This window comes from Ruegeria sp. G7 (assembly GCF_056535465.1).
The window spans coordinates 2,742,468-2,759,834 of record NZ_JBQFIL010000001.1; the positions used below are offsets into that span (position 1 = coordinate 2,742,468).

Consider the following 17,367-nt stretch of genomic DNA (forward strand, 5'->3'; position numbering starts at 1 on the left):
GGGAGGGCGCGCGGCGTCATGAGCACTCTGGACATCGAATTTGTGCGCGCACAGTTTCCGGCGTTTTCCGAGCCAAGCCTTCAGGGGCAGGCGTTTTTTGAGAATGCGGGCGGCTCTTACACCTGCCGACCTGTCATCGATCGGCTGCATCGCTTCTATACCCAGCGCAAGGTACAACCATATGCCCCCTATGAGGTCAGCCAGTTGGCCGGGGCCGAGATGGATGAGGCGCGCTTGCGCCTGTCCGCGCTGCTGGGTGTCGAGGCCGATGAACTGAGCTTTGGTCCGTCGACCACCCAGAACACCTATGTGCTGGCGCAGGCGTTTCGCCAATGGATGCAACCCGGAGACGCAATCGTCGTGACCAATCAGGACCACGAGGCCAATTCCGGCCCGTGGCGCAGAGTGGCGGACGAGGGGATCGAGATTCGCGAATGGCAGATTGACCCCGACACCGGAACATTGGACCCGCAAGTTCTGGAAAACCTGTTGGATGAGCGGGTACGGCTGGTCTGCTTTCCCCATTGCTCGAACGTGGTTGGCGAGATCAACCCGGTGACCGAGATCACCGCGATCGCCCACGCGGCGGGTGCGTTTGTCTGCGTCGATGGCGTTTCCTATGCCCCGCACGGCCTGCCGAATGTCGGCGATCTGGGACCCGATATCTATCTGTTCTCGGCCTACAAAACCTATGGTCCGCATCAGGGCTGCATGGTGATCCGGCGCAGCCTGGGCGAGTTGCTGCCCAATCAGGCGCATTATTTCAATGCTGGTTCGCTTTACAAACGGTTTACGCCGGCGGGACCGGATCACGCGCAGATTGCGGCCAGCGCGGGTATGGCGGATTACTTCGAACAGCTTTGCGACCACCACGGCGGCCCGGCTTCGGGCACAGCCGCGCGCGGTGCTTTTGTCCACGATTTGATGCGCGCGCATGAGGTCGCTTTGCTGCAACCGCTTTTGGATGCGGTGAAAGATCGCAACGCGCTGCGGTTGCTTGGGCCTTCTGACGCCACACGGCGCGCACCTACGGTTGCTTTGGCCCTGAACCGGGCTGCGGAACCCGTGGCCGCCGAACTGGCCAAGCTTGGCGTCATGGCAGGGGGCGGTGATTTTTATGCGGTGCGCCCGCTGCAGGCGATGGGGGTCGATCCTGATCAGGGCGTCCTGCGTCTGAGCTTTACGCACTACACTTCGGAACAGGAAATTACCCAGCTTATCGAAGCGCTTGATCACGTTTTGTGATCCAGATTCTGCCTGGTTCCGTAAACGAAAGAAAACACAGGTCGGATATGGCAACCGGGCAGTCTGCAGTCATTTTGTGGTTTCGTCGTGATTTGCGCCTCAGCGATCACCCCGCGCTGTGTGCGGCGGTGGCGTCAGGTGCACCGATCATCCCCGTTTTCATTCGGGATGATCAGGTGGAGGCGCTCGGGTCCGCACCCAAGTGGCGTCTAGAACAAGGCTTGGTTGCTTTGGCGCAATCGTTGGAGGCGTTGGGAAGTCGTCTGATCCTGCGCCGCGGCGACGCGAAAGAGGTGCTGCAGAGCCTTATCACCGAGACAGGAGCGTCGTCTGTCTATTGGACGCGCGCCTATGATCCCGGCGCGATTGAACGGGATAAGCGGATCAAATCCACGTTGTCGGATCAAGGGATCGAGGCGCGATCCTTTCCCGGCCATCTGCTGTTCGAGCCCTGGGCGGTCGAGACCAAAGCGGGTCAGCCGTTTCGGGTGTTTACGCCCATGTGGCGCGCAGTTCAGGGCCGCGACATCACCACGCCGGAACCCCGTCCAACTCGGATTACGAGCCCCGCAAGCTGGCCGCACTCTGATCGTCTGTCGGACTGGCAGATGGGGCAACAGATGCAACGCGGTGCCGCAATCCTTGCGCCATATGTCCACGCCGGAGAAATGGCGGCGCTGGATCAGTTGGATGCCTTTATGGACCGGCTCAACCGCTATTCGGATCAGCGCGATCGGCTGGACGACACCGGGACGTCGGACCTGTCCGAGTATCTTTCGCTGGGCGAAATCAGCCCACGCATGATCTGGCACCGGGTACAAACGGCGGCGCAGACAGGCACACCCGGGACAGACGCTTATTTGCGCCAACTGGTCTGGCGCGAGTTTGCTTATCATCTGATGTACCATTGGCCACACCTGTTGCACGCGAACTGGAAACCGGACTGGGATGCCTTCCCCTGGAGTGTCGACCCCGACCGACCAGAGGTGCAGGCCTGGAAACAGGCCCGGACCGGCGTGGCGCTGGTCGATGCTGGTCTGCGCGAGATGTATGTAACCGGCAGAATGCACAACCGCGCCCGCATGATCGTCGCAAGTTACCTGACCAAGCATCTGACAACGCATTGGAAAATCGGCATGGACTGGTTTGCCGATTGCCTGATCGACTGGGATCCTGCCGCTAATGCAATGGGCTGGCAATGGGTGGCCGGATCGGGACCGGACGCGGCACCTTACTTCCGGATTTTCAATCCAGACACGCAACGCGAGCGCTTTGATCCCAAGGCCGAGTATCTGCACAGATGGATCGCCGAGGGACGAGCCGATCCGTCGGCAACCGCGCTGAGCTATTTTGATGCGATACCCCGGTCCTGGGGGCTGTCCGCGCAGGATACATACCCCAAACCCGTCGTTTCTTTGGCCGAGGGGCGAAGCCGCGCCCTGGCGCTCTATGAACGCAGCAAGAACCAGTAAGGAATTGAAAACTTGCCAGAAACCGAATCCCGTCCTAGCCTGACCCCGCAACCGCAGAGGGGAGAGCGGATGTTTCTGACGTCCACAGATGGGCAGGAAAACCTGCCAAGGTATTTCGCACAAGTCTTCAAGATGGTGAAGCGCATGGAGGCGGGGCGGCTGGATATCGCGCTGCCCGATGGCCGTGTGTTCCGCGCCGAGGCGGCAAAACCGGGGCCCGTCGCGCATGTGGACATCCACGACCCCGAGGTCTTTGCCCGGCTGGTGCGCGAGGGTGAACTTGGGTTCTCGGATGCTTATCTGGAGGGCGACTGGAGCACGCCGGATCTGCGCAGTTTCATGGATCTCGTGCATATGGGCACGGAAACAGTCTATGACGATTTCACCGGAAAGTTTCTGGTGCGCGCCTATGAACGTTTACGGTTCTGGTTACACCGAAATCACAGGTCCCAAGCGAAAAAGAACATCTCGTACCATTATGATTTGGGCAACGAGTTCTATGGTCTGTGGCTGGATGACACCATGACCTATTCCAGTGCGATTTTTGAAACAGGACAGGAAAGCCTCGAAAAAGCGCAAATCGCGAAATACGCCAGTCTGGTTGATGAGATGGGCGCCAAACCGGGTGATCATATCCTGGAAATCGGCTGCGGTTGGGGCGGCTTTGCGGAATATGCAGCCAAAGAGCGCGGGCTGCGTGTTACGGGCCTGACCATCAGCCAAGAGCAGTTGAGGTTTGCGCAAGAACGCATTGAAAAGGCAGGACTTTCAGATTTCGTTGAATTCAAGTTGCAGGACTATCGTGACGAGCAGGGCCAATATGACGGTATCGCGTCAATTGAAATGTTCGAGGCGGTGGGCCAGAAATATTGGCCCGTCTACTTCGATACCGTGCGCGAGCGCCTGAAGCCCGGCGCGCACGCAACCCTGCAAATCATCACCGTCGCTGATCAACGTTGGGATGTTTACAAGAACGGCGTTGATTTCATTCAGAAATATATCTTCCCCGGCGGTATGTTGCCAGCCCCGACGATCCTCAAACAACAGATTGCGCAAGCTGGTCTGAGCGTGGTTCGATCGAAAGAGTTCGGCAAGAGTTATGACCTGACCCTGCGGCGCTGGTATGAGACGTTCAACGACCGATGGGATGAGATCTCGGAAATGGGGTTTGATGAGCGTTTCCGCCGCATGTGGAATTATTATTTGACCGCCTGCGGCGCAGCCTTTGACACCGGCAATTGCGATGTGACACAGATCACTATAGCCAAACCGAGTTAAAGACGGAAAAACCGAATGCCTACAGCCTCGCGTCTTATTGCAGCCATCTGTCTGCTGGTGGTGGCGTTCCTCGTATCGACGATGGTGATCGCGAACGGAGAAGAGGGCAAGAATTACGGCAATTTCACCTATGTAAACATGGCACTTGGGGCCATCTGTGGTTGGGTGGTCATGGGCAAACGTGCAGGGCGCGGTTGGACCGCGGGTATAAACAACGGCCTGACCGGCGTTGCGTCTTTGGTGTTCTGGGGGCTGTTCGTGCAAGGCACCTACGAAATGATTAGCCTTGCGATGCGTCAGCGCTATGGCGGCCCGTTTGAGGCGTTACTGGCCATCTTTAAGATCGGTGTCGAGTTCGGAGAGCAGTTGATTGTGCCTGAAATCCTGTGGACGCTTGCGATCGGTGCGGTCGTCAGCGGCTTGCTGACCGAAATCGCCTCTCGACGTTGGCGATAGCTACCCTCGTCCCCATGGCTGACCTGTTCTTCTACGGCACATTGCGGCACATACCACTGTTGGAGCTTGTTCTGGGACGGTCCAGCGCCGATCTGACATTTTCGCACGCAGCACTGTCTGATCACGCAGTTTATGGCGTAAAGGATCAGATATTCCCGATGATTGTCGAAGCCCCGCGCCAAACGGCGAAGGGTCTGCTGGTTCAAAATCTCAGCAGCGAGGACCTGCGGCGGCTGGCTTTTTATGAGGGTGGATTCGACTATGATCTGCGGCCGCAGACGATTGAGCGACCCGATGGCACAACCGCACGAGCCGAGGTGTTCTATCCTCAACCGGGCCTTTGGGCACCGGATCAGCTGTGGACGTTAGAAGATTGGATCGCACGTTGGGGAGAAATGAACCTTCTGGCCGCGCAAGAAGTAATGGCGCATTTCGGAACGTTTGAGGCCGAGACGGTCGCGCGCAACTTTTCCTCTATTCGAATGCGCGCATGGGCGCGACTGGCGGCGCGGGGCCGGACGGGGCCGGATCAACGCGATCTGACACAGGATGTCGTCGTCCACCGTCGCGCGCGTGCCTATACCGGTTACTTCGGAATGGACGAGATTGATGTGCAGTATCGTCAGTATGACGGCTCGATGGGCCCGGTCCTGCCGCGCAACAGCCTGATGCAGGGGGCAGCGACCAGTGTTCTGCCCTATGATCCCGTGCGCGATAGCGTGCTACTGGTCGAACAGTTCCGCGCGCCTGTGTTCATGATTGACGATCCCAACCCATGGATGTGGGAACCCGTTGCGGGCATGATCGATCCGGGTGAAACCCCTGAGCAGGCAGCGCATCGCGAAGTCCGCGAAGAGGCTGGAATCGCGCTGAAGGCTCTGGAGTTTGCTGGCGGGGCCTATGCCTCGAGCGGATCGTCGACCGAATATGTTTACCTGTATGTCGGGTTGGCCGATCTGACTACAAGTGTCGAAGGCGGAGGTTTGGCCTCGGAAGGGGAAGATATTCGCAGCAAAATCATACCCTTTGACCATTTCATGGATCAGGTGGATGCCCATGCCTTCAAGGACCTGCCGCTGTTGACCCTGGCACATTGGCTGGCACGGCACCGGGATCGGCTGCAGGACGTATGATCGCGGCTTGTGGTTGCTGCGGGGCGCCTGTAAATCTTCTGCGATACCAAACGACAAGAGGGTGCCATGCGCATTGCACGAGACCTTGCCGACGCGGTCGGTAAAACACCTTTGATCCGGCTGCGCCGCATCAGCGAGGAAACCGGTTGCGAGATCCTCGGCAAGGCCGAATTCATGAACCCGGGCCAATCGGTCAAGGATCGCGCGGCGCTCTACATCATCCGCGACGCTATTGCGCGCGGAGATTTGAAGCCCGGTGGGACGATTGTCGAAGGCACGGCGGGCAATACCGGGATCGGTCTGGCGCTGGTTGGGGCCTCGATGGGCTTCAAGACCGTGATCGTGATCCCCGAAACCCAGTCGGAAGAAAAGAAGGACATGCTGCGTCTTGCCGGGGCGCAGTTGGTGCAGGTGCCTGCTGCCCCGTACCGCAACCCCAACAATTTTGTGCATTATTCCCGTCGTCTGGCCGAAGAACTGGCACAGACCGAGCCCAACGGCGCGATCTGGGCAAACCAGTTCGACAATGTGGCCAACCGTCAGGCGCATGTGGAAACCACCGGCCCCGAAATCTGGGAACAGACAGGCGGTAAGGTTGATGGCTTTATCTGCGCCGTTGGTTCAGGCGGGACATTGGCGGGGGTCGCCGATGCGCTTCAGCCCAAGGGCGTCAAGATCGGTTTGGCCGATCCGATGGGGGCCGGGCTTTATTCCTACTACACCACTGGTGAGATCGCGATGGAGGGTGGCTCGATCGCGGAAGGCATCGGGCAGGTGCGCGTGACCAAAAACCTTGAAGGATTCACGCCTGATCACTCCTACCAGATCACCGATAACGAAGCGCTGCCCTATATATTCGATCTGCTGCGGGAAGAGGGGCTGGTGATGGGCGGTTCGACCGCGATCAACATGGCTGGCGCGGTTCGGCTGGCGAAAGAAATGGGGCCGGGGCATACGATCGTCACGATCCTGTGTGACTATGGTACCCGCTATCAGTCGAAACTGTTCAATCCCGAATTCCTGCGCGAAAAAGAGTTGCCGGTGCCAGATTGGATGACTGAAGTACCCCGCAGCATTCCGGGCGTGTTCGAGGACGTATGATGCTTCGGCAGGTCCGTCTGTTACTGGTTCTTGTTGTATTCAGCCTGTTCGGACTGGGCGGGATGGCCTCGGCCCAGTTAACCGACCGGCAAAGCGAATATTATCAGGGCTGGATCAGTACAGCGGACCGTGCGGAATCTGTGATCAGCGCGAACCGGGCATCGAATGCGGCGCTCGAAAATTTGCGTTCTGAAATAAATGGTTATCGCGAGGACTTCAACAGGGCTCGGGGCGCGAATACCGACCGTATCCAAACTCTGGAAAGTCAGATCAACGCGCTGGGTGCAGCGCCTGCCGACGGCGAAACCGAACCCGAAGATATCGCAAGGCTGCGCGAGCATCTTGAAAGCCAGCTGAACAGCCTGCGGGTTCCGCGTATCATTTCGGAAGAGGCGTTCAGCCGCGCGAATGGTCTGATCAGTGAAATCGACCGGATCATACGCGATCGTCAAGCCAAAGAACTGCTTGAACGTGGTCCATCACCGCTCAATCCCGCATATTGGGGCCCTGCGTGGAGCGACGTGAAGAATGCGACGCAAAGCCTGATAAACGAAATCTCGAAAAACCTGCGCACCGATGTTGTGCGCGAGCGGATTCGGGAACGTGGTCTGGGCATCTTCGCCCTGCTGGCGGCTTCGGCCATTTTGTTGCTTTATGGGCGCTCTTGGTCTGAAAAGGGTGGTGCATATCTGCGTTCGCTGGGTGGCAGCGGCAGCGGCGTATGGACTTTCATCGTTTCTCTTCTGCGCATTCTGCTGCCTTGGCTGGGGGTATGGGCCCTTGTCGAGGCCGTCATGCTGACCGGCGTACTTGGTCTGCGCGGGATGCTTCTGTTTAACAACATCCCCTATTGGGCGGCGATCATCTTTTATTTCGACTGGATCGGACGTCAGATATTCCTGATGGGGGCGGCGCAGAATTTCCAGCGCCTGTCCGAGGGTAAGATCCGTGAGGTGCGGTTCTACATCGACCTTTTGGCGATTACGCTGATCTTGCATGAGTTGGCGCTGCTGTTCGAGCAGATCGAAAACATCTCGGACGCGACGCGTGCGGTGGTTGGTTTTCCGATCATACTTGCGACCGCGCTGCTATTGCTGCGCTTGCGCCAGATCCGACAGAACGAGCCCACGCAGCAGGGGGCCGAGCAGGACACGCCGCGCCGCGCAGCGGGTTTCAGCCAGCTGGTTGAGTTCTTGCGCCGTGCGCTGTTCTTGCTGGGGATTGCCACGCCGGTGCTGGCAGCAACCGGATATATCAACGCGGCCGAGGCGATCGTCTTTCCCGCGGTCAAGACATTGGTCCTGATTGCCGCACTGGTGATCGTGCAGCGGTTCTTCAGCATGGTCTATGGCTGGTTGTCCGGGCAGGGTGACGCCGCACGCGATTCATTGTTTTCGGTGCTGGTGGGCTTTGCGCTGGCGATCGTGGCGCTGCCAATCCTGGCCATATACTGGGGTGCGCGCGAGACAGACCTGCTAGAGGTCTGGTCGCGGATCATATTGGGTTTTGACATTGGCGGCGTGACAATCTCGCCCAGAAATTTCCTGACCTTTGTCGCTGTCTTTGCGATCGGCTTCGCATTGACCCGCCTGCTGCAAAGCGGCCTGCGCAATTCACTGTTGCCCAAGACAAAAATTGATCCGGGCGGCCAGAACGCAATTGTGTCGGGGACCGGCTATGTCGGCGTCTTTCTGGCGGCGCTGATCGCCATCGTCATTGCGGGCTTTGATCTGTCTTCATTGGCAATCGTTGCAGGGGCGCTGTCGGTCGGGATTGGCTTTGGGTTGCAGACGATCGTGTCGAACTTTGTTTCGGGCATCATCCTGTTGGTCGAGCGCCCGATCTCGAAAGGCGACTGGATCGATGTAAACGGAATGATGGGGTATGTCCGTGATATCTCGGTCCGGTCGACGCGGATCGAGACCTTTGACCGGTCGGACGTGATCGTACCGAACTCGGACCTGATCAGCGGTGTGGTTACGAACTATACCCGCGGTAACACGATCGGTCGTTTGATCGTGCCTGTCGGCGTCGCCTACGGCACCGATACCCGGAAGGTCGAGACCATTCTGAGCGAGATTGCAAACGCGCACCCCATGGTTCTGGGGAACCCGGCCCCAAGCATTGTGTTCCAGGGGTTTGGCGCGGATTCCTTGGATTTTGAAATCCGCGCGATTCTGCGCGATGTGAACTGGGTGCTGTCGGTCAAATCTGACATGAATCACGAGATCAACCGCCGGTTTGTCGAAGAAAACATCGAAATTCCCTTCGCTCAGCGCGACGTCTGGTTGCGAAATGCGGAGGTCTTGCGAGATCCTGCAAAGGTTGAACCTGAGGCCAAACCTGGGGCGCAAGAAGGCAGCGCTCAGCGCTCTGACAAAGCCGTCGATCTGACTGAAGGCGATGTGGGTTCTTCAGATGCGGATGAGCTGTAATTCAGCTGTAATCTGGCCTTGCAAATCCCGTTTCGATGGTCCAAATAACGCCGACACGGAGAGGTGGCCGAGTGGTCGAAGGCGCACGCCTGGAAAGTGTGTAGGCGGGAAACCGTCTCCAGGGTTCGAATCCCTGTCTCTCCGCCACTCATACCTGTCTCACTTCAGTTGTGTTTTCTGACCCGGAATTGTGCCGCAATTCCCGCGCGTTGACGTACGTGTTTTCAATCAGAGACGGAGCAGATCGTACACTCAGAGCGCAATTTCGGCCGCAGTCTCACTGCCGCACTTTGGCGGGGTCGCTTTGGGCGGAATTTCCCTGATAACCATCGATTTACAGGGAATTTTTGAGAAACGGCTCTAGAGCTCAGAGTTTCTGATGTCAGAACTGTATATTTATCAGCGGCTTACGCGGGAAATTTCCTAAGCACTGGAACAGGGAATTCTTTCCTAGAACAGGGAATTGTTCCGCTGGATCAGGGAGGGCGAACCCAGCATCAGGGAAGCAGGACTGGAGGCGTCAGAAGTCGAACTGACGTTCCTGTTCAGTCCAATCCAGTGGGTGGTTCACGCTGACCAGACGCTTGAGTGTGAGTTCGGGCGGTTGGGTCCCGTCGAGAATCGCGGATTGAATCTTCGGTGAGAGAAAGGCGAGCTGAGCGCGGGTGCGGATGAAGGCACCGGGAAGGTTTTCTTGCCGCGTAATCTCCATCAGTTGAACCCCGGCTTTCAGATCGCGGGCCCAGCCATGGGCGCGGATCAGCATGGAGCGGAGGTGAGGATCGGGTTGCGGCGCCCTGTCTCCGGCGACGACTTTTGACTCGACACCGCGGCGGCGCAGATTGAAGGATGCGGTGATGTGGGTGAGATCCGGGTGCGGATGATCGACCGTGGTGCCGAATGCGCCTGACAGCGATTTACGATCCAATTCGAGGTCGATCTGTCCGCGTGCAATCTTGCCTTTGGCCAGAAGAGCAGCGCCGACCTGACCGCCTTCGCGTTGAAGCCGGGTTACCAAATCCGCAACTGCGGTCTGCACTGCGGCGGCTGACGCGGCTTCCGGCTGCGTTAGTATCTGGTGCGCGGCGGCGGCGTCTTGCTCTGCAGCACCGAGGCGCATTCCTTGATCTGGCCAGACGCCATAACATCCACAACTTTCATCTTTACAAGGTCGCACCCGCGCAGTTTGCTGTCGATTGCCATATTGAACAGAGCTAGATCACGATGGTTCTCTGCCAATTCAAGCCGCACCCGGATTGCCCAGACGTGCTTTGGCTTCAGCGGTCGTTTCTGGCCAACGATGCGTCCTTTGTTCCAGGCTGGGCGAAGCGCGCGAATGGCCGGTAAGTTTGTTGTTTCCATGACTGATCCTCCGATCCGCCATACCCTCCCACAACGACAAACCGGTGTTGACCGGTCCAGCATATCACGTGATGCTGCGCTATCACCGAGGTCTGCATCGGAGCCCAATGTGACGTATGCTGTAGTTTGTATTAACGGCAGCGGATCCATGGTGAGCCGGCATTGGCAGCTGTGCCTACGATCCAAATCTGCCCCTTGCATTTTGCAAGTGCACAGCAGCGTAGCTTCGCCGAAACAGAGGTTCACCACATCCTCCGGGGGCTGGATTTCAGCGCCTGGAAATATCTACCTATGATTGTTTAATTGTCGAGCACTCATTGCCAAATTGTTGACGCAATTCTCTGTCAATCAGCCTGTAAGTCTATATATTAAAGGAGTTTATTATGCCTAAGCCAAAAAAAGGCGGCGGTGACAACAACGTCATTTCCGGAAACAAAAGAGACAACTTGCTGATTGGTTCAGACGCCGACGAGATATTGGACGGCAAGGGCGGGAACGACCGGCTGATCAGTGGCGGCGGCAATGATACAGTCTATGGCGGAAGCGGCACCGATACAGTTGTATTCACCTATGATAGAGACGACTATGACGTCACTTTATTGAGCGACGGGAGCATCCAGGTATCCGGTCCTGAAGGCACCGACACAATTTCGGGCGTCGAAGTGTTCGAGTTCGCGGACATGACACAATCAGCGGCCGAGGTCATTGTACCCCGCCTTGCCAATCTGACCGCCGGGACCCTTGAGGTTGAAGATGCAAGCCTGTCCCCCGGCGAGACAACCGACATACACGTAGATATCGCGTCCAACGGTGTGATCGATGCAGCGGAGTCCACGGTTGAGCTTTTGGTCGCGTCCGCTCCGGACAACGGGGCTGTGATAAGCGCCGTCGATACGGCCCAGCTTGGAGCAACACCCGTTGGAACTTCGGGCGCGGTCTCGTTCTCATTTGACCCGGGATCGCTGGAGCCGGGAACGTACTGGGTGGCCGTGCGCGTAGACAGCACAAACTCTCTTGACGAAGAAAGTGAAGCGGACAACCAGACTGACTGGGTGCAGATCACGGTCGAAGCCCCCAGCACAGACCTGCAACTTGTGTCCGCAACCGTCGACAGCAGTTCTGATCTTGATCTGGAAGGCGGTGCAAGAATTCAGATGAACTACGTCATCCACGATGCCTCCAACATGGATGTCTCGTATTTCAAGGTTGCGACATATATTTCTGAGGATGCCACGATTTCTGCGGACGATCACCGGATTGCGGGTATCACCGGTGGTACCTATTCCGGGTTGACTACAAGCCCCTCAACTTCGCATTGGTTGCCAGAGGATTATACTCCGGGCGATTACTATCTGATCAGTGTTGTTGAATGGGGTGACGGTACCACAGACACGCAACTGGACAACAACACGATCGTCCAAACGATCACTCTGACTCCGCCGCCAGAACCAACCGTGGACATTTCGGTGGGCACTGTCAGTATCCAAGCTACATCAGATTTCGATCTGGGCCCGGGCGGCCTTATCTCGACTCCAACCGGTGCGCGGCTTGATCTGGAATTTGACGTATCAAACCTTGGCACTGGTCCGGCAATCAATGCCGGGTTCACGGCCTATCTTTCATCGGATGGTACGGTTTCTGCCGATGACATCGAGATTTGGAGCGGCACCGCAAGCCTGCAAGCCGGGGGAACGACAACCCTAGTAGCCTCGGCAAACATCGACGGCAGCGTGACGGCTGGTGACTATCAGGTCATACTGGTATCAGATGCCCCATCGGATGTTGATCCTACCAACAACAGCTCGATTGCCGAAGTAACATTGGTCGGTGGAGTCGCGATTGGTACCGAGGCGGATGACGTTTGGGCCAGTGGCACCGGCGGAGACATCGTGGACCTGCTTGGCGGTGACGACATTGCATTCGCTGGGCCTGGCTTTGACATGGTCGATGGTGGCGCAGGCGTTGACACGCTGAATTTCTCCTCAAGCTCAGAAGGCGTGGAGCTATATTCCGTAGAGTCCAACTCGTACGAGTTGATCGAATTCTCCCAGACCAGTGGTCAGACGGCGTCGGTTTACACAAATTTTGAGCGTATCGTAACGACGGATTATGACGATCATGTGGATTTGTCCGGAAGCACCGTTAACGATCTCCAAACAGGGGCAGGAAATGACCTGATCATCGGCAGCGACGGGGACGACACTATCGACGCTGGTGCAGGAGACGATTTGATCGTCGGCAATCTTGGGAACGATCTGTTGCTCACCGGTGATGGAAACGACATGATCGGCGTAGTGCGCAACACATCGACCGGCGCGACAACAGGGTATGGTCACGACGTTGTTGATGACTTTGATTTCAACTTTGATTCTGTAGTGATCGAAGTTGGAGCCGGAGAAACATATGATCCCCTACTGGACCTCGTCCAAACTAGCGACGGTGCTCTGTTGCAATATGCTGAGGATTCCAGCCTGCTGTTAAAGGATGTGGATATCGACGATCTGGACCTTCATCACTTCCTGATCGTTGAAGAACAGCCAGATATTTCAATTGGTTTCTGACTAACCCGCACCGACCTTTGGAAAGCCGATTTGCGGGAGCGAAACAGGAAAGGCATCGGTGACTGCGGTTGCCTTTCTTGCTCCGGACCCCGCCTAGGGACACCGCGAATTCTCCTCGCATCACTTCAGAATACACCTGTCGGGTATCAAGGTAATACTCAAGCGCACTGACTAGTCGGGAGTGGATGTCTGCTCGTTAGTAAGGAAGGGCTGCATTCGAATTTGCGCCCCGAAACTAACTCTACTCAACGTTGCAGTTTTTTCCCCAACCGTTCAGCGCGCAAAGCGGCCCTACGAAATGAAAATGCCAGCGGCGATAAAGTCCCGCGCCGTGCCAATTCGTGCGACGTGCAGCGAAAGTTGGTCCATACCAGACCGGCACTTGGTGCAGATCGCGGCGAAGGTGTCAGGAGAGCCCGAACTACTGAATGCTGCAACAGGTTCGAATGTCTGGGTCTTTACGTCATCCAAGAGATGGCATTGGCGCAAAACTTTCTGTTTAATTGCTTGAAAAGACTTCAAATGAAGGCGGAGGCATGTATGGGGCTAAAGATGATCACGCTGTGAGCGTCTCGGCGCCACACTGCCGTTTCGCTGGAACTCGCTTCGACGTCGCGCTCAAACCCTATGTCCGCCAGCATGTGCGGGGCGCTCAGGGCAAGATGCTCCAGTTGTTTTTGTAGCCGCGCGTCAGGTGTTTCTACCCGTGACATAGGCATAAATTTTTTGCACACAGCCAAAACATCCGTGACTTTCCTAATCGACGAACCATTCCCAAGCAGAGCGGTTAACATAGAATTTTCCTCATGCTTTCTAGCTTGACTGAGGGATACCGCGAGTGGAGACTTTCAAGCAAACCAAGCTTTTGCATCCAAAGGATTAGAAAAAATGAGCCTTACACATGACAAAACTACCACCACTTAACGCCCTCAGGGCCTTTGAAGCCGCAGCACGTCACCGCGGCTTTGTGGGTGCAAGCGAAGAGCTCAATGTGACGCGCGGCGCGATCAGTCGGCACGTCAAGCTGCTGGAGACCATTTGGGCGTTCAGCTCTTTGAGCGGCTGGCTCAGGGCGTCCGGTTGACGCCAGCGGGCACTGTGTTTCTGCCCACTATATCGGAAGCTTTTGGCATGATCGGGCGCGCAGCGGAAGAAGTTTCCGCGGATGCCAACGAGTTGCGCATCGTTTGCCCGCCGGGGACGTCAATCAGGTGGTTGCTACCAAAATTGGAAGGCTTCAGAGAAGCTCATCCAGAGTTCAATGTGAGTCTGACAACAGATTTTTATCCAGATGGCGGTTTCGACCCAATCAATGCTGATATAGGTTTCTCTATATCCAACTTGTCGAACCGCTCGCATGATCTTGAGGTGCAGACACTTTTTCCGATCATTCTCACCCCGGCCTGTACGCCGAACTATCGTCACAATAAGTCGCTGAAATCTCCTGAGGCGCTTGCCGACTGTGAATTGCTGCACGAAACAAGAAGTCACTCCGACTGGAAGACATGGGTCGGCTCTTTCCGGGACCTAGGCGTAGACCCGGCTAAAGGTCAGGATTTTCCCAACATTGACATCGCAACCAAAGCGGCGGTCATGGGTGTTGGAGTTGTGATGGCCGACCTTGTCCTGTGTTGCGAAGAATTGCAATCGGGAACGTTGGTTGCCCCGTTTCCGGACATGCTGTGCAAATCGTCTGACGGTGACATCTGCCTCCTTGCCGGACGTCATAAATGGCACTCTCCCAAGGTTGAGGCTTTTCGATCATGGGCCTACGAGATTGCAGAGGCGGACAGGTCTGCTGCTGAACAATTCTTGCATGGGTAGTGTCCATGCAAAAAACCGAAAGCAGTCATTTAATCGATGGCCCTCAAAGGCGGCTTTGTCCCGCAGACTGTGGGTTTGATAATCGCCAAATTTTGCACATACAGCGAATGTCCGGAAAGTGGGCTGCATCCGCAGCGTCCAGGGCTGTGGTCGAACGGCAGCTCTGGGCCGTCTGCGTGATCGGCTGACAGTGGGGCGGGGGCCTGTGCTGCCACAGCACCGAGGTCTGGAATAGAACCTGAAGTAGACCCGAAGCGAACTGTCACGGCAGGGTTAGTCGGCCTTGGCACTACTACTATCGCCAAATTGTTTAAGTGCGATCTGAGCAATCGGCTCGCTCCACTCTTGTACAAAATGCCCAGCCTCCTCCAAAACTAACGGTTCCGGACAGCTTCTGATAATCTGGCGCAGCTGGTTCATCACTGGGACGCCCAAAACCGGGTCTTTTGCTCCGGTTTTGTCAGAACACCATTGCTTGAGTGGGGCAAGGCGGTTGCGTAGCATTTAGGAATGACTAAGCCTGCCTCCTTCAGGTACTTCAAAACCAGTCTCGAGATCATCCGCCTTGCAGTGACGCTGTACATCCGTTTTCCGCTCTCGCTTCGAAATGTAGAAGATCTGCTGCGCAAGCGAGGCATCGATGTGAGCCACGAAACTGTCCGATATAGGTGGAACGGATTTGTCCGATGTTTGCTGCTGAGATCAAACGGATGCGTGTTCAGCAGCTGCGCGCGTTCTCCAAATGGCAATGGCACGTGGATGAGGTTTTCGTGAAGTTGAATGACAAGCGGCCTTATCTTTGGCAGGCAGTTGACCACGAAGGCGAGGTGCTGGAAGCCGTTGTCACCAAACGATGAAACAAAGCCGCAGCACTGAAATTAGTCAAGAAATAGATGAAGCGCTATGGCCGCGCAGAAGAAATCGCGACAGATCGCTTTGCTTCCTACGGGGTTGCACTCAGAGAACTGGGCGCCACTGATAAACAGCAGACGGGCAGGTGGCTCAACAACCGCGTTGAGAACACGCACCTGCCGTTCCGAAGAAGCGAACCCGCCATGCAACGGTTCAGGCGCATGCGAAGTTTGCAGAAATTCGCCGCCGTCCATTCCTCAGATTACATCCACTCCAACCAGGAAAGATCGCGAACCAGCCGAGATACCTTCAAGCTAACGCCCACGGCCGTTCTTAGCGAGTGGCATCAACTGTGTTCCGGATAGGTTCATGGTTTCGGCAGCAAACGAAGTCTAGTTCGAATTCGTCTGACACCGCACAAAAGAAACCTCGTGTACGGGTGTTTCGCTGAAAAACCTCCCGCCCATACGGTAACCTCACCCGTTGCCATCGTGAATTTTCTGGACGATCATGGAACCCAAACACTGTAGAATAGTTTCATTTGTCACTAAGTATGTGCGCAGCCTTCGAAGCACATCGTATATCATTGGGTAGCCCAAATGAAGTTTCGTCCGAAAATTGCTACTATCTTGCAAATAGCGTTAGTCCCGCTGGCTTTGCCTCTGGCTGCAGACCCACTGCCATCCTGGAACTCCGGTGATACCAAGGCGGCGATCATTGGATTTGTCGAACGGGTAACCGACCCCGCATCTGAAGATTACGTGACCCCGTCGGACCGGATCGCGGTTTTTGACAACGACGGCACACTCTGGGCCGAGCAACCAGCCTACTTCCAGCTCTACTTCGCGATCGACCAAGTTAAGAAGATGGAACCATCCGCCCTATCGTCAGACGCGCTAAAGGCGGCTGCAGCGGGAGATATGGATGCGCTGATCGCAACGGGCAAAGATGGACTTCTTGAAGTTCTTGCGGCATCTCACGCCGGTATGAGCGTGGATGACTTTAAAGATTCCGTCGCGGAATGGTTTTCGGTAGCCACGCATCCGACCACCGGTAAGCCATACAAAACTATGGTTTATCAACCGATGTTAGAGTTACTGCGCTACCTCCGCGATGAAGACTTCAAAACCTATATCGTTTCCGGCGGTGGCATCGACTTCATTCGCGTTCTTTCAGAGGACGCCTACAACATACCGGTAAACCAAGTTATCGGCTCTTCGCTCGTGTCCGAATACGTGGTCGAAAGCGATAGACCAACCCTTATGAAGCAGCCTGATCTGTTCTTCAACGATGACAAGGCTGGCAAACCGGTCGCTATCAACCACCACATCGGGAAACGCCCCATATTTGCAGGTGGCAATTCGGATGGGGATTTCCAAATGCTTGAGTGGACCACCTCGGGTGACGGTCCGTCCTTCGCGCTCTATGTCCACCACACGGATGCCGATCGGGAATGGGCCTACGACCGAGATGGTCATGTTGGCGTCCTGAAGCGCGGTCTCGACGAGGGCCCTGACCGCGGATGGCATTTCGCCGATATGGCAAGGGATTGGGCTGTTATCTGGCCCGAACAGTGAGACAGATCGTTCGGTATTATGGGTTATGAGGTCTTTAACGGTCTAGTAAGCAACTTAACCGTCTCGTAGGT

General features: G+C 56.2%; 14 protein-coding genes, 1 tRNA gene and 2 pseudogenes. 13 read left to right on the plus strand and 4 right to left on the minus strand.

Annotation, left to right across the window (positions count from 1 at the left end; genetic code table 11):
- The first annotated feature begins 18 nt into the window (after positions 1–18).
- The 8 genes from ACR3EN_RS13740 to ACR3EN_RS13775 all read left to right on the plus strand — a co-directional run bounded on the left by ACR3EN_RS13740 (position 19) and on the right by ACR3EN_RS13775 (position 9,267).
- Positions 19–1,245 carry an aminotransferase class V-fold PLP-dependent enzyme gene (locus ACR3EN_RS13740; RefSeq protein ID WP_480821858.1) on the plus strand — a complete coding sequence of 409 codons (1,227 nt, stop codon included), beginning with the start codon at positions 19–21 and terminating at the stop codon, positions 1,243–1,245.
- Positions 1,246–1,292: 47 nt separating this feature from the next.
- Entirely contained in the window at positions 1,293–2,717 is a 1,425-nt protein-coding gene (locus ACR3EN_RS13745; protein WP_480821860.1) for a cryptochrome/photolyase family protein, read from the plus strand.
- 69 nt (positions 2,718–2,786) lie between these two features.
- The gene (locus tag ACR3EN_RS13750; protein WP_480821862.1) at positions 2,787–3,995 is read left to right on the plus strand and encodes a class I SAM-dependent methyltransferase; all 1,209 of its coding nucleotides are present in this window, start codon (positions 2,787–2,789) and stop codon (positions 3,993–3,995) included.
- A gap of 15 nt (positions 3,996–4,010) precedes the next feature.
- Entirely contained in the window at positions 4,011–4,451 is a 441-nt protein-coding gene (locus ACR3EN_RS13755; protein ID WP_480870712.1) for a TrgA family protein, read from the plus strand.
- 14 nt (positions 4,452–4,465) lie between these two features.
- Complete coding sequence (locus tag ACR3EN_RS13760; protein ID WP_480870715.1) at positions 4,466–5,584, plus strand: NUDIX domain-containing protein; 1,119 nt, start codon at positions 4,466–4,468, stop codon at positions 5,582–5,584.
- A gap of 66 nt (positions 5,585–5,650) precedes the next feature.
- Complete coding sequence (locus ACR3EN_RS13765; protein ID WP_480821868.1) at positions 5,651–6,685, plus strand: cysteine synthase A; 1,035 nt, start codon at positions 5,651–5,653, stop codon at positions 6,683–6,685.
- Positions 6,685–9,120, plus strand: coding sequence for a DUF3772 domain-containing protein (locus ACR3EN_RS13770; RefSeq protein WP_480870718.1), 2,436 nt, complete (start codon positions 6,685–6,687; stop codon positions 9,118–9,120). Before ACR3EN_RS13765 ends, ACR3EN_RS13770 begins: the two co-directional genes overlap by 1 nt.
- 57 nt (positions 9,121–9,177) lie before the next feature.
- Positions 9,178–9,267: transfer RNA gene (locus ACR3EN_RS13775), tRNA-Ser, on the plus strand.
- Between the two features lie 373 nt (positions 9,268–9,640).
- Here the strand turns inward: ACR3EN_RS13775 and ACR3EN_RS13780 are convergent.
- Both ACR3EN_RS13780 and ACR3EN_RS13785 read right to left on the minus strand, forming a co-directional pair.
- Entirely contained in the window at positions 9,641–10,240 is a 600-nt protein-coding gene (locus tag ACR3EN_RS13780; RefSeq protein WP_480821872.1) for a hypothetical protein, read from the minus strand.
- Positions 10,204–10,482 (minus strand): annotated as a pseudogene (locus ACR3EN_RS13785) (integrase); the annotation flags it as partial. The pseudogene ACR3EN_RS13785 and the gene ACR3EN_RS13780, both read right to left, overlap by 37 nt.
- 383 nt (positions 10,483–10,865) lie before the next feature.
- Here ACR3EN_RS13785 and ACR3EN_RS13790 point away from each other — a divergent pair.
- On the plus strand, positions 10,866–13,043 hold the full coding sequence (locus ACR3EN_RS13790) for a CARDB domain-containing protein (protein ID WP_480821874.1): 2,178 nt from the start codon (positions 10,866–10,868) through the stop codon (positions 13,041–13,043).
- Positions 13,044–13,561: 518 nt separating this feature from the next.
- On the opposite strand, the gene ACR3EN_RS13795 is transcribed toward ACR3EN_RS13790, so the two are convergent.
- Positions 13,562–13,837 carry a hypothetical protein gene (locus ACR3EN_RS13795; protein WP_480821876.1) on the minus strand — a complete coding sequence of 92 codons (276 nt, stop codon included), beginning with the start codon at positions 13,835–13,837 and terminating at the stop codon, positions 13,562–13,564.
- 107 nt (positions 13,838–13,944) lie between these two features.
- On the opposite strand from ACR3EN_RS13795, the gene ACR3EN_RS13800 reads away from it, so the two are divergent.
- On the plus strand, positions 13,945–14,127 hold the full coding sequence (locus tag ACR3EN_RS13800; protein ID WP_480821878.1) for a LysR family transcriptional regulator: 183 nt from the start codon (positions 13,945–13,947) through the stop codon (positions 14,125–14,127).
- 14 nt (positions 14,128–14,141) lie between these two features.
- Positions 14,142–14,867, plus strand: coding sequence for a LysR substrate-binding domain-containing protein (locus ACR3EN_RS13805; protein ID WP_480843349.1), 726 nt, complete (start codon positions 14,142–14,144; stop codon positions 14,865–14,867).
- Positions 14,868–15,140: 273 nt separating this feature from the next.
- Here ACR3EN_RS13805 and ACR3EN_RS13810 read toward each other — a convergent pair whose 3' ends face one another.
- Positions 15,141–15,371, minus strand: coding sequence for a hypothetical protein (locus ACR3EN_RS13810; protein ID WP_480843347.1), 231 nt, complete (start codon positions 15,369–15,371; stop codon positions 15,141–15,143).
- A gap of 6 nt (positions 15,372–15,377) precedes the next feature.
- Here ACR3EN_RS13810 and ACR3EN_RS13815 point away from each other — a divergent pair.
- Together ACR3EN_RS13815 and ACR3EN_RS13820 are read left to right on the plus strand one after the other, a co-directional pair.
- Positions 15,378–16,084, plus strand: a pseudogene (locus ACR3EN_RS13815) (IS6 family transposase).
- 234 nt (positions 16,085–16,318) lie between these two features.
- Positions 16,319–17,296 carry an HAD family hydrolase gene (locus ACR3EN_RS13820; protein WP_480821882.1) on the plus strand — a complete coding sequence of 326 codons (978 nt, stop codon included), beginning with the start codon at positions 16,319–16,321 and terminating at the stop codon, positions 17,294–17,296.
- Positions 17,297–17,367 lie beyond the last annotated feature (71 nt).